This window comes from Klebsiella sp. MISC125 (assembly GCF_051131775.1).
Classification (GTDB): domain Bacteria; phylum Pseudomonadota; class Gammaproteobacteria; order Enterobacterales; family Enterobacteriaceae; genus Klebsiella.
Map to the genome: position 1 here is coordinate 785,057 of NZ_CP180448.1, position 13,995 is coordinate 799,051.

The 13,995-nt window shown below is 54.8% G+C and carries 9 protein-coding genes; 1 reads left to right on the forward strand and 8 read right to left on the reverse strand.

Annotated elements, in window-relative coordinates:
* Positions 1 to 129: 129 nt before the first annotated feature.
* From ygjK to ebgR, 7 genes are all read right to left on the reverse strand, one after another.
* Positions 130 to 2,481 (reverse strand): alpha-glucosidase, encoded by a 2,352-nt coding sequence (gene ygjK, locus ACMYSL_RS03785; protein ID WP_434661398.1) that lies wholly within the window; start codon positions 2,479 to 2,481, stop codon positions 130 to 132.
* A gap of 17 nt (positions 2,482 to 2,498) precedes the next feature.
* Entirely contained in the window at positions 2,499 to 3,557 is a 1,059-nt protein-coding gene (ygjJ, locus tag ACMYSL_RS03790) for a protein YgjJ (protein ID WP_434661399.1), read from the reverse strand.
* Positions 3,558 to 3,714: 157 nt separating this feature from the next.
* Positions 3,715 to 5,148, reverse strand: coding sequence for an amino acid permease (locus tag ACMYSL_RS03795; RefSeq protein ID WP_112213651.1), 1,434 nt, complete (start codon positions 5,146 to 5,148; stop codon positions 3,715 to 3,717).
* A gap of 226 nt (positions 5,149 to 5,374) precedes the next feature.
* On the reverse strand, positions 5,375 to 6,808 hold the full coding sequence (locus tag ACMYSL_RS03800) for an amino acid permease (protein ID WP_434661400.1): 1,434 nt from the start codon (positions 6,806 to 6,808) through the stop codon (positions 5,375 to 5,377).
* Between the two features lie 93 nt (positions 6,809 to 6,901).
* Positions 6,902 to 7,351 (reverse strand): beta-galactosidase subunit beta, encoded by a 450-nt coding sequence (locus tag ACMYSL_RS03805; protein ID WP_182235005.1) that lies wholly within the window; start codon positions 7,349 to 7,351, stop codon positions 6,902 to 6,904.
* Entirely contained in the window at positions 7,348 to 10,440 is a 3,093-nt protein-coding gene (ebgA, locus tag ACMYSL_RS03810; RefSeq protein WP_434661401.1) for a beta-galactosidase subunit alpha, read from the reverse strand. The genes ACMYSL_RS03805 and ebgA overlap by 4 nt, the downstream gene beginning before the upstream one ends.
* Positions 10,441 to 10,719: 279 nt before the next feature.
* The gene (gene ebgR, locus ACMYSL_RS03815; protein WP_112213655.1) at positions 10,720 to 11,703 is read right to left on the reverse strand and encodes a transcriptional regulator EbgR; all 984 of its coding nucleotides are present in this window, start codon (positions 11,701 to 11,703) and stop codon (positions 10,720 to 10,722) included.
* A 219-nt stretch (positions 11,704 to 11,922) separates the two neighbouring features.
* Here ebgR and ACMYSL_RS03820 point away from each other — a divergent pair, with 219 nt between their 5' ends.
* Entirely contained in the window at positions 11,923 to 12,255 is a 333-nt protein-coding gene (locus ACMYSL_RS03820) for a tRNA-binding protein (protein ID WP_110272970.1), read from the forward strand.
* A gap of 171 nt (positions 12,256 to 12,426) precedes the next feature.
* Here ACMYSL_RS03820 and ygjG read toward each other — a convergent pair whose 3' ends face one another.
* Complete coding sequence (ygjG, locus tag ACMYSL_RS03825) at positions 12,427 to 13,806, reverse strand: putrescine aminotransferase (protein ID WP_182235003.1); 1,380 nt, start codon at positions 13,804 to 13,806, stop codon at positions 12,427 to 12,429.
* Positions 13,807 to 13,995: the final 189 nt, after the last annotated feature.

Genomic DNA, 13,995 nt, shown 5'->3' on the forward strand with positions numbered 1-13,995 from the left:
AGGGGGAAAAACGGAGCCGTCGGTTAAATAGGGTGCGGGGAGAGAGGGTAAAGCAGAGCAGTGGATAAAAAGCGGCGCCGAACGGTTCCCTCTCCCCTGAGGGGAGAGGGTTAGGGTGAGGGGAAAATACTACGGCTGGCGGAAAAACTCGTTATACAACATATACAAATGTGCAGCGCTCCAGGAGAAGTTCGGTGCGCCCTGCTGCGCGCCGGTCAGCGGATTGTAGTTCTCCTGAATCGGGCCGTCGGAGGTTAACCCTTTGGCGTGCCTGAAGAAGGCGTCCGCCAGGTTCAGCGCCTCTTCTCGATGGCCGTAGCGTTCCATCCCTTTCAGGCCGAACCAGAACTGATCCACCCACACGCGACCGCGCCAGTAAATATCTGCGCCAAACGCCGGATTGGTTAATGCGGCGGTGCCCAGCGGTACAAAGGTGTTGAACTCTTTATTATCCAGCATCACCGAAATCACCTCGTCGGCATGCGCCTGAGTCGCCGCGCCGTTAAACAGCGGCGACCAGCCCTCCGGGCCTTTGCCGCGCTCGACGATCGGCTTACCGGCGCAGCCGTTCGCCAGCGGCTGCTCCTCAATACGAATGTCGTAATAGAATTTTGTCTGCGGGTCGAACATGCAGGTGTTGATGTAATCGGCGAGCTTTTTCGCCAGCGCCTGGTAGCGTTTCGCCTCTTCCGGCTTGCCGAGGAGGGCCGCCATCTCAGCCAGGTAGTGGTTATCGCTGTACATATAGCTGGCCTGATCGACCGACTCCTGCAACAGCGAATAGCCGAGCAGGTTACCGCTCTGATCCCGGTTTTCAGCGAATTTCACCGTCCAGTCGCTGCGTTTCCCGCCGTTGGCGATGTATTTATCCAACTGCTCTTTATCGATAAAGCCGAACACCGCCGCGTCATCGCGCCCGGACTCCCAGGAGGCGGCCACCTGCGCCGGGATCTCCAGGCTGTCGTAATCGCCCTTCGCCGTCACTTGCTCGTAGGTTTTGAGGCCAGAGAGCACCTCTTCTTTATCGCCCTTTTTCACGGTAAACAGCATCTCGCCGCTGGCGGTATTGTGCGCTTTATCGCGGGTCGCACCGTACTCCGGCACGCCGTTGCCGTTGTGGTCGCGGTTGCGCAGCCACCAGTCATGATAGGCCACCAGCTTTGGATACATCTCCTCCAGCCAGGCTTTATCTTTGGTGACGTTATAGACCTCCATCACCGACCAGGCGGCCAGGCTCGGCTTGGTATTGCGTTCGTTCCAGTTGCTGCCGTCGCCGCCGCGCTCCGGGCTCAGGTTCCAGGCGATCAGATCCGGAACGAACCCGGCATCCTGCGGGCGCACTTTGTCATTGGCGGCGATCTGCCAGGAGAAGACGGCGCGAATATTCTCTTTGGCGATCTCCGGGTTGAAGTGGGCCATGGCGTAGGCCTGTTTCCAGGTATCCCACGGCCAGGTCTGGTTACCGGAGAACCAGCGTCCGGTTACCGACGGCGTGACGGTATTGTGCTGCACCGCACCGCCGGGGGCGCGCCAGTTGCCGTTCAGGGTTTCGATGGCTTTCACCGCCACCCGGGTTTGTTCTGCGGTGGCGTCAGGGTTGGTCAGCCCCTTTTGCAGATAGCCGTTCCAGCGCTGTTCGGAGGCGCTCAGGTAGTGGGCCGGGCGCGCCAGAATATCGCGGATTTGCGCCTTCTCCAGACGCACCTGTTCGGCGGTCAGCAGGTGCGAGTAGGTGGTGTAGATTGTCGTGGAGCCATTTATCTGTGCGCTGCTGGTGAAACGATGCCCGTCGATTTTGGTTACCGTCGGCAGGGAGCGATGTACCTGATACTGCGATTCGCCGGAGGTCATTAAATCGGAGGCGGAACGGACTTTGCCAAAGCTCACCGTCAGACCATCGTGAGTTGCGCTCAGGCGGCGCTGATAATCCGGGAAGGCTTCATCAATGGTTTTACCCGCTAGCGGTTTACCCTCCTTGGCGGAGAGTTTTTCCAGCAGTTCGCCGTCCCAGACTAGCTTAAGCGGCGTGTTGCTGGTTATTTTAGTTTCCAGCAAAGAGGTGTGCGCGCTGGCGAAGCGCAGCGTCATTTCAACCTGCACACCGGGGGCTGAGAGCTTTTGTACCAGCGCGCCGGGCAGGCTCCAGGCCTGCATCGTGAAGGCGACCTTTTTATCGTTCTGGTACACCGCCAGGCGATCGAAATTAGTCGCCATAAAGTTGATGTACTCCTCGGTCAGTAGCGCAGGTCCAGGAAAGCCGCCCATAGTGGCAGGGCCGTCCGGCAGCAGGTGTCCATGCCATGCGCCAAGATCGAAAAACGGGTTGAAGCGCTGGTGGTCATCGTAATCAAAATCCTGCATAGACTGCGGTGCGCCGCTACGGTTGATGACGTTTTTAAACTCATCAGCGGTCAGCGCATGGGCGGAAAAACTGAGCAGCAGCGCGCAGGCCAGCGGCGTGAGAGTGGTGATTTTTTTCATGGTATGTCTGTCCCTTGTTACCAATAGAAATATTGCATCAGGAAAACCTGGTCGCTCGGATCGCCAGAGGCGTTTTTCATGTAGAACCGGCTGTCTGCGGCGGTAGCAAAACGCCCGCCGCCGTATTCGTACCAGATACCGAACTGCATAAATGAGGTGGTTTCCTCGGCGGCGTTATCCGGGCGATGTTTGGCGTAGCTGTAGGCGGTGGAGAGATAAACGCCTTTGAGCGCTTCGTACATGGCGCTGGCCATAAAGCCGGTTTCGGTACCCGAAACGTTTTTCCCGCTAGCGCGTCCGGTGTGGTGCCAGGCGCGGGCGGCGAGATTGGGGGAGAGAATACCGGTTAAAAACAGTTGTCCGGTGCCGTCGGTCACTTCCAGACCATTCATCCAGGTGACATCTTTGGCGATATCGTACTGAATGTAGCCGTTGACCATCGCCGGATAGGTGTATTTATCGTCGTAGCGGTCGTATTTGCCGAAATGTAGCCAGGCTTTGCCTTCATCGTGGTGCCCGGCGGGCGTGGCGGTCACGCTATAGCGAAAGTCGCCCGCCAGGTTTTGCACCTTGAGCGCGTACATAATGTCGCGCGTGTTGGGGATCACGTAGCCGAGGTCAGGGGTGAAATCGCCCCACCATTGCAGGTCATCGAGCGATGAGTCCTGGCGCAGGCTGAGCATGATTTCGGTACTGTTATCGGTTTTATATCCACCATAGAAGCGGTTAATACCGCCTTCAAATCCGCCCCAGCTGTGGTCCGGTACCCAGGCGTTCCCCTGGTTATCGGCCTGCACCGTCCAGCCTTCGCCATAAATTAAGCCGAACCAGTTGCCGTGCTTTATTTCCAGCCCGCCTTCAATATAGGTGCCATCGCTATATTTGTGTTTATCCTCGCCTTCTAAATCCATATATCCGCCGACGCCCAGCTCGCCGTAAAACCGATATGACGTGGTGCTGATGTCTGGCGTCTTCATATCATCATGTTCTGCCGGATGAGCAACGTCAGCAGCCATTGTCGGGGCGCAAAAAACCAGGGCGGCAAGCGCCCCGTAAAAGTGGTTATTATTTTTCATAGAGTTATTAAGAAGTAGTGTAGTTAATACCCTAAATAATTCGAGTTGTAGGAAGGCAGCAAGAGAGCGAATCCCCAAGAGCGTACATAAGTACGTGACTGGGGTGAGCGAGCGCAGCTAACGCACCTACAACTTGAAGTATGACGGGTATATTATTTTAAGAAGCATCAGAGGCCGGTGCCGCTTCAATTCTTTTTTCTTCCTGAGTTAATCCCTTCACGTATTTGCTGTATTTCCACCATGCAAATCCGAGGAAGATAACGATCCCGCCGACGTTATAGAAAATAATCGTCAGAATATTGCCGCCGGTTGGGAACGTTGAAGCAACGAAGCCGATGGCGAAAATAACAATCAACATGGAAACCACCACGATGCCGGTGGTGCGCGAACCCATTTTAAAATCACGCGGCAAATGGTCGAGCTTGCGGCGCAGGTTAAGGTAGGCCAGCATAATAAACAGCGGCGGCAGCATTGAGGCGGCAGCGGTCATGTTGATGATGGTGTTCATTAAATCCTGCACCGTATTGGAGCCCATCATCGGGATAATCATCAGCGGAATAACAATCAGAAACTGAATCCACGCTGCGCGCGCCGGTACGCCATTCTGATTGAGCTCGACGGTCTTTTTGCCAAATATCCCGGCCGGGATTTCGGAGAAAAAGATTTTTACCGGCGTCGCGGTCCACATTAATAATGAACCGAACATCGCGGTGAAGGAGACCAGGCCGACAAAACGGTTAACCAGCAGTTCCGGTAGGCCAAAATATACCGCCATGCCATGGAATACCTGTACCGAGCCGCCGGTGAATTTCAGCTCTTTGCTGCTGATAAACACGTTAATCAGCACCGAGGAAATCGAGTACAGCACGCCAATCACTATTCCCGCCATAATGATGACTTTAACGAATGACTTTGATCCGCCTTTGACGTCGTTAACATACACCGCGACGGATTCCGCGCCGCCAGCCGCCATAAAAATCCAGGTGGTGATGCCAAGAAACGCCCAGTTGAAGTTGGGGATCATCGCATCCACGGTAATAGGATCCGCAGGTTGAATACCGCCCACCAGCGCGCTGCCTGAGAGCAGGATGTAGGAGAGGGTCAGGAGCAGCATCAATGATGACGTGACCGAGGTAATCGGCCCCAGCATTTTTGCGCCGTTGGTGGAAACCCAGGTGGATAAAGCGAACAGCGCCATGCTCAGCACCGTGGTGGCGACAGGAGTCAGAATGTACTCGTAGCCGAGAAAGGCGTAAGAGGCGTAAGCAATTACGCGCGGCAGCAGCGAGGTGAAAAAGAACAGGTTCACAAACCAGTAGGTGTAGGCGGTAATAAACGCCCAGCGCCCGCCCAGAGAGCTTTTGACCCATGCGTAAACGCCCGCCTCGGAGTTTTTATTCAGCGAAACGAATTCGGCAATAATCAGGCAGAAAGGGATGAAGTAGAACAGGGTGGCGAGGAAAAACATCGGTGCCGACGCCAGCCCCAGCTCAATATTGTTATTGATAACGTTGTTAAAACTGAAGACGGCGGCGAAGGTCAGCGACAGCAGACCGAACTTGCCGATGGTATTACGTTTGGTATCAGACATAACACATCTCCACACATTATCCCTCAGAGAGTGGCCGAAGGGGATTGTGTTGTTTGTAGGGTAGAGGCAGTTAAGTATTATGGTTAATTTTAGTAAAAATTTTAGTAAATAAAAGCGGTAAAACTGAATTGCTTTAACTCGATCACGAAAATGGTTGGCGGGACGTCATCTCAACAGGTAAAAAAAATCCCGCCTGCTGATAGGGTGCAGGCGGGAAGTCGGGTGCCTATTTCGCCGGATTTACTGCGCCTTTCAGCGCCGTCTGTTGGCTTTTCTGCTGTTTTTTCTCAAAGCGGGTTATCCACCACCACGCGAGACCGGAGAAGACTGCGGTCATAAAGACGTTAATGAAGAAGGCGTTTACCAGGTCGACGCCCGGCGGGAAGGCGGAGGCAGTCATGCTGACCAGGAAAATCACCATCAGCATCGACACCACGCCCATCCCGACCTTTCTTGACCCCATGCGGAAGTCGCGCGGCGTGTCGTCGTGTTTCAAGCGGAAAACAAAGTAGGCAGCCATAATGAACAGCGGCGGCAGCATGGCGGTGCCCGCGGTCAGGTTGATGGCGGTATTCATCATCTGCTGGACGCTGGCGGAGCCGAAGCCGTTGACGATAAGCATCAGCAGGACGAAGACAAACTGCCACCAGGCGGCGCGTACCGGCACGCCGTGAGCGTTCAGCTCGGTGGTTTTTTTGCCATAGATGCCCGCAGGAATTTCAGAGAAGTGAATTTTTACCGGTGCGGCGGTCCACATCATCATGCTGCCGAAGATGGCGATAAACAGAATGATGCCGACGAAACGGCCCATCAGCGCTTCAGAAATATGGAAGTAAGCGCCAAGGCCGGTGAAGATTTCCACCATCCCCGCCGCGTAGGTCAGATCTTCGCGCGCCACAAAGACGTTTACCAGCAGTGAACCCAGCGCATACATACCGCCAATCAGCACTCCGGCGGTGATGATCACTTTAATAAACGATTTCTGCCCGCCTTTGGTGTCGTTCAGGTAGGCGGCAACGGTTTCAGCACCGCCCGCGGCCTGGAAAATCCAGCACATGATGCCCAGCGTTGCCCAGTTAATGGTAGGGGCCATGGCGTGCAGCGTAATCGGCTGCGCTGGCACGTGACCCGAACCCAGTGCGGTGAAGGCGCCGACGACGTAAATCGCAAACAGCGCGAAGACGCCATATGCCACGCATTCGGAAATTTTCCCCAGCCACGTCGCGCCTTTGGTGGAGATATGGGTCGCCATGGCGAACAGGACGATGGAGATCAGTGAAGTGACCATCGGCGAGAAGGGAATGGCGTAACCCATAATCGCGTACGACGCGTAGGCCACCACGTTCGGCAGCAGCGACAGGAAAAAGAACAGGTTCACAAACCAGTACAGGAACGAACCCAGATAGGCCGCGCGGGTGCCTAAAGGCTGTTTCAGCCAGGCGTACATGCCTGACTCGGAATTTTTATTCGCTGAGACGAACTCGGCGATGATAAACACAAACGGGATAAAGTAAACCACCGTAGCGAACAAGAAGATAGGAGCGGAACTTAATCCTAACTCTATGTTGTTATTAACGATATTACGCACGTTAAACACGGCGGTAAACGCCATCGACAGCAAGGCGAATTTACCTATTTTGGCACGTATTGATTCGGACATAAGTCCTCCGAAAATTTAGCTGGCCCGGATTTGGGGCTGGAACCGGGACGGCCAGCGGGCGTACCCGCTGGCCTCTTGTTGCTTAACGCAGGCTTACTTATTCAGGAAGTAGCCATCTTCAATCGTTACTTTGAGCACCACTTTTTTGACCGGTGAATCGCAGATAAAACGGTAAGCTTCGTCGGTGTCGCAAATCACCATTTGTCCTTCATGGACCTGGACGGTTTCACCAAGGCCTTTCAGATATTCGCGGTCGGTTTCATCACGGTAGCAGGCGACGGTCTGGAGCTGCTCTTTGGCGGCAAACTCTATTTTTTGCTGACCTTGCAGATAATAGTGCACTTCAAAATAGCGGCGATTACCGACAAAAAGCGCATCGGTGGTGCTATTGCTTTCCACACGATAGGAGAGCGAATCGCCGATGGAGTGAGCGACGCCGGGCCGAATATTGTCGATGTTATTGATGGCTTCCACGCAGCGCTGCCATTTACGTCCGCTGTGATAGACCTGCTTAAACTGTTCTAAATTATCGAGAATTCTCATTTTTCAGCCTCGCTGTGTGAATCGGAGGAAAAGAAACCGGCGTCAAAGCTATGATTCGCCAGCCTCTGCGAGGAAGCGCATCCGCCTTCCAGCGGCAGCAGCGTGAAGCCGTAGTTGAACGGTTTGAGCCAGACGCGCCAGCTATCCAGCACCTCGCTGCCCCAGGAGTTAGAGCCCAGTCCGAGCAGTTGGGCGTCGATATTCAGGGTGATGTCATCGCTGCGGCGTAGTTCGTTGCAGTGCTGCGCAGCATGCAAATTCTCAGCCGTATAGTGCCAGGCGCTGACGTTGAGCGGGTTACGCGGCACCACTATCAGGCCGCTGCCGTGGCGGTCGGTAAAAGAGGCCCAGCGCACATGCTGGCGGTTGCCATTGTTCTGCGGGAACGGGTAGTTCACGAACATGTCGTCGACGGTGGTGCGCCAGACGTCAATGATGTTGCTTTGCTGGCTGTCGGCGTAGTTTTCGCCCGGCCCGCGACCATAATAATTGACCTGCTCAAACTGACCGTTAATGCCGAGCATAAAGCCGATGCACGGTACGATATGCGGGTAATCACCGTAGCGTTCGCCTTCAAGCTCAACGTTGATATGGCCCTGCGGAGTGACCTGCCAGCGATAGGTACAGCGCATGCCGAAATCGAAAACCGGCGGGGCGATGATGCTGCGGGTGGTGATAATCACCGTTTCACCGCGCTGCTCGGCGCTGAATTCACGCAGATGCTCCTGCATAATTTGCAGATGATTTGGCTGCCACAGCCCTTCGTATTCCTGCTTATGGTTATCAATCATCGGCTTGAAGAAGTTAATCTTCGGCTCGCGGGTCACCTGGTCGATGCCGTTCACCTGCCATTCGCTGAGCTTGCCGCTGACTTTCGAGAACACCACGCGGAAGTTGTGCCCGGTGATGCTGTAGCTCAGGCGTTCATCGGCAATGTGCAGCGGGGTGGCGCTGGCGTTAATCAGCGGTGTTTTTGCTGCGGTCTGCTCTTTAAGCTGGAACTGGTAGACGGCGATTGGGTGGTTGGCTTCGCTGTACGGCGTACGGGAATCTTTGGTCACCATGATGTTGACGAAGGTTTCGCGATCGTCGAGCGCCGGCAGGTCGATTTTGATATCGCGACTGCTGTTTGCCGCAAGCCCCGGAACCTTAAGCTGCTGGGTCGCCAGCGTTGACCCTTCGGCACGCACTTCAACGCGAAGAGTGTAGTCATCCAGCGTGGAGAACCAGAGCTTATTATCGACGCGCAGCTCGCCCCGGGTGATGTCGGTCGCCTGGACTTTTACCGGTGCGATAACCTGTTTGTACTCTCTGAGCCCCGGCCCTGGGGTCTGATCGGAGAAAATCAGCCCGTCGAGACAGAAGTTGTAGTTATTAGGATAGTCGCCGTAGTCGCCGCCAAATTTGTACCACACCGCGCCGTTGTCATCAGTGGCCTGGATACCGTGATCGCACCACTCCCACACGTAGTGGCCCTGAATGCTGTCGTGCTGATAGAACACGTTCTGATATTCGCTCAGTCCGCCGGGGCCGTTGCCCATCGCATGGGCGTATTCGCAGATAATGCGTGGTTTTTCATGCGGATGCTCGCCAAATTCGTTCATCAGCGGCACGCGGGTATACATGGTGGAGATGATATCCACCACTTCGGCGTCGCGATCCTCTTCGTAATGCACCAGACGCGTATCATCCAGCGCTTTGGTGGCGTGGTACATCGCGCGGATGTTGCAGCCATAGCCGGACTCGTTGCCCAGCGACCAGATGATGATGGACGGATGGTTTTTCTGCGCGTGAACGTGGCGCACGATCCGCTCGACGTAAACGTGCTCCCATGCCGGGTCGTCGGTGATGGCGCTCAGGTTGCCGACGTTGGCGAAACCGTGGGATTCGACATCGGTTTCCGCCATCACGAACAGGCCGTAAATGTCGCACATCTCATAGAAACGCGGGTCGTTCGGGTAGTGGGCGGTACGCACCGAGTTAATATTGTGCTGCTTCATCAGCAGCAGATCTTTCTCCACGCGGTCCATTCCCACGGCGCGGCCTTTAAGATGGTCGTTATCGTGGCGGTTAACACCGTGCAGCATCACGTAGCGGTTGTTGATATAGAACAGGCCATCGCGCACTTTGATATCGCGAAAACCAACGCGCTGCGGGATAACTTCGATAATCTCCCCGGCGGCGTTTTTCAACGTCATCACCAGGTGATAGAGGTACGGGTTTTCTGCTGACCACTGCTGCGGCGCTTTCACATCGATAGCAAAATCGACGTTCAGCTGTTGGTTGACGGTCAGGCGCTGGGTTGCGCCTTCATACAGCGCTTTTTCACCGTCGAACAGCGCATATTCCAGCGTGACTTCACCCGCCTGGGCGGCGAGGTTTTCCAGTACCAGCTGGCAGGAGAGGGTAGCGTCAATATAGTCGTCGTTAAAGTCGGTACGCAGGGTGAAATCCTGCACATGCAGCGGATTTTTCCCTACAAGATAGACGTCGCGGAAAATACCCGCCGACCACCACATATCCTGGTCTTCGATATAAGTGGAGTCGGCCCACTGCATCACCCGCACGCACAGCAGGTTGTCGCCGGTTGTCACCGCGTGACTGATATCGAACTCTGCCGTCAGGCGGCTGCCTTTACTAAAACCAATGTACTGACCGTTAACGTAGACTTCGAAATAGGTTTCGACGCCATCAAATTTAATAATGGTCTGCTGATCCTGCCAGCCGTCGCTGAGGGTAAAGATACGCTGATAGGCGCCGGTCGGGTTATCGGTCGGAACGTACGGTACGTCAATCGGGAAGGGAAAACCTTCATCGGTATATTGCAGCTGGCCGTGGCCTTCCATCTGCCACATTCCCGGCACGGTAATCGGCCCCCAGTCGCTAATATATTGCGAGGTGAACGCTTCCGGTACCAGCAGCGGGTTGGTGAAGAAGCGGAAGTTCCATTGTCCGCTGAGGGACAAAAAGCGGCTGCTGGCTTCACGGGCGAAGGTGCGCGCCTGGGCCTGCGAATCGTAAGAGAAGAAATAGGCCCGCGGCGGCAGCCTGTTTTCATGAGTGAGTTGAAGATTTTCCCAGCGATTCATATCGCCTCCCTGAACGGACTAAATGGATATGGTTTATTTTAGTAAAACTTTTACTAAATAAAACCACCGGAGGCGATTTACTTTAACTCGATCACAAAATGAGCGTTACCGGGCGCCTGGGGTGGGCATCGGGAAGGGGACATTCCCGGAGGCGATGCTGCGCATCTGTCCGGGCTACCGTTTTGCAGACGGTGGTGAACCTGAAGCCCGGCTAAGCGCAGCGCGAGCCGGGGTGATATACGGGAGCCGAGCGCAGAGGATTTAGCGTCAGAAACGGGATTAACGGGTGGTGCCGCGTAGCTTAAGCACGCTGGGAACGAATACGTTTAGCGGTAGCGCACGACCATCGCGGGCTTTTTCAACCAATAGGTTAACACCCTGGCTACCCATCATTTCAGAGTGAATGCGCACCGTGGAGAGCGGCGGGAAGGTAAAGCGCGCGGTGGGGATATCGTTAACGCTGATAAGCGAAATATCTTGCGGAATAGACAGTCCACGCTCATGAATAGCGCGCAGTACGCCGATGGCGATGGAGTCCGAGGCGACGAACAGCGCGGCGGGGAAATCCGCTTTCGCCAGCATCATTTTCGCCAGTTCATAGCCGGAGGAGCTGGAAAAGCCGCCGCGCCAGATATCATCTTCCGACACTACGCCCTTCAGGCGACCGTACTCGACGAATGCCACTTCGCGGATATCAGCCTTGCCGGGCTCATCCTGACCGCCAATAAACCCAATGCGCGATGCGCCCTGAGCGATAAAAAAGTCGATCACCTCTTTGGCAATACGCACCAGATCGATATCCACGGCATCATAGCTGCTGCCTGGCTCATGGAAATCGATAAAGCAGATATTGTCAGTTAACGCGGTGGCGGCGTCACGAATAGCGCGTGAAGGCTGGCCGACAATCAATACACCGGTCACTTTTTTTAGCTCGGGCAGAGCGTTATTGAAGTAGCAGTTAGTCAGCTCAATACCAAGCTTTTCGCATTGTGTTTCAATACCATGGCGAATTGCCAGATAGTAAGGATCGTTAATTTCCAGATCCTGCTGATAGCTGTAGATCGCCAGGATATGGTGGTGCCCCACGGTATGAGTCTGAGTCTTACGCGAACTGGTACTTTTATATTCCAGCTTCTCCGCAATCTCCAGGATGCGGTGCTTGGTCTCTTCTTTTACGTTCAGGGTGGGGTCGTCGTTTAATACCCGTGAAACCGTCGCCAGCGAGACGCCCGCTTCGGTCGCGATATCTTTTAGTGTAGCCATTTTTTCCCTTATCTGACGTTGCCCCATCGACGCAAACCATTGTAAAGCAAGCGCGGGCTCCTGCATCTCTTTTCAGTAAATTTCCGCCGTATTATTCATCATCAGCACAGCGTTTTCTCTGATGTAAATCGTGATAGATCTAACACTCCTGTCAATATTATGCGGAAGCGTTGACGATATTTGTTATCTTTTACTAAAATTTTACTTGGGAGGTAAAAGATGGAAACGGTGGTTTATGATGATTTTGCCAAACTGGAAATGCGTACCGGCAAGATAGTGGCAGTCCAACGCCATGCGAATGCCGACAAGCTGTACATTGCCCAGATTGATGTCGGTGAGCGCACGTTGCAGACGGTGACCAGCCTGGTGCCGTACTACAGCGAAGAAGAGCTGCTGGGGAAAACTGTGGTGGTGCTGTGTAATCTGGCGAAAGCGAAAATGCGTGGGGAAACATCGGAGTGCATGCTGCTGTGCGCGGAAACTGATGATGGCAGCGAAAGCGTGTTGCTCACACCTGAGAGGCTGATGCCTGCTGGCGTGCGGGTGGTATAGCAATCTTTCTGGGATTGCCCGGCGGCGTTTCGCTTGCACGGGCCGACGACGGCCTCGAGCATTGTAGGCCGGGTAAGGCGTTAGCCGCCACCCGGCAAAAACGCCAGCACAATAGCGAAATCAGATTTGTTATCAGCCTTCCCCTCTCCCTGAACGGGAGAGGGGAAGTCGCTAAGCCTCTTCCACGGAAACCCGCAATGCTGCCAGCGCCAGACGGGCCGCTTTCAGCACCTGCTCACACTGTTCCAGCGTCAGCGTCAGCGGCGGCTCGATGCGAATCGTCCTCGCGTTATTTAGCGTTCCGGCCACCAGCACCCGCTGGCGGAACATCTCGCTGGCAAAGTCATAACCGATTTCGTTATCAACAAACTCAATTGCCATCAGCATGCCTTTACCACGTACTTCATTCACCAGATCCGGATACTCGCGGGCCAGTTGACGGAAGCCGTCCAGCAGGATGTCGCCTTTCTGCTCCGCCTGCGCGGGCAGGTTTTGCGTCAGCAGCACGTTGATGGTCGCCAGAGCCGCCGCGCAGGCCAGCGGATTACCGCCAAAGGTGGTGGTGTGCAGGAACGGATTGTCGAACAGCACCGAGAACACCTCCTCGGTGGCGATTGTTGCGCCAATTGGCATCACGCCGCCGCCCAGCGCTTTGGCAAGGCACAGAATATCCGGCTGGACGTTTTCATGTTCGCAGGCAAACATCTTGCCGGTGCGGCCCATCCCGGTCTGCACTTCATCGAGGATCAGCAGTGCGCCAAACTCGTCGCACAGCTTGCGAACCGCAGGCAGATAGCCCGGAGGCGGCAGAATGACCCCACCTTCGCCCTGAATCGGCTCAAGGATCACCGCCGCAACGTCATCGCCGGTTTTCTTACACTCGCTAAGCAGCGTACGCATGGCGTTAATATCGCCAAACGGCACATGGCGAAACCCTGGCAACAGCGGCATAAACGGCTTACGGAAGGTGGATTTGGCGGTGGCCGAGAGCGCGCCCAGTGATTTACCGTGAAACGCGCCGCTGGTGGCGACGAAGGTAAACTTGCCCCGCGGAGACTGGTAAGCTTTCGCTAGCTTTAGCGCCGCTTCGACTGATTCGGTACCGCTATTGCTAAAAAAGCTGTATTTCAGTTTGCCGGGCGTTAAGGCCGCCAGCGTTTTTGCCAGCATGGCCCGCAGCGGGTCCAGCAGTTCCTGACTATGAAGAGGTTGTTTAGCGAGCTGATTCTCGACGGCGGAAACGACAACTGGATTACGGTGCCCTACATTAAAAATCCCAAATCCACCCAGGCAGTCAATAAACTCCTGTCCTTGAGTGTCGACAAGCGTATTCAACCCTCCCGCTTGCCACTCTACGGCCCCGTAATCCCCGCCAGCAGTGACTGATTTTCGATACGCTAAAAACCCTGGATTCACATGCTCTTTAAAGTATTCCCTGACCTCCTGATTAAGTGATTTCATCTCCTCATGATCGAGCGTTCGCTTTTCAATGAGATTCAGTGCGTGTGCGCTGCAGGCCAGAGCCGATGCGCTGGAAGGTAACCTGTTCAAAATGAGCTCCTGGACGGGGCGTATCACATGATACTGAATTAAGTATTGCAGGGATTACGCCACTTCGGCTCGGGCCAGGAAAATCGGGATAAACGCAACGTGAAATCGTGATTGTGCAAAATTTAATCTCACGGCGATATTATTGGCATGTTTTACTCCTGAAGGCGCAAAACGATGCAGGAAAGGGCT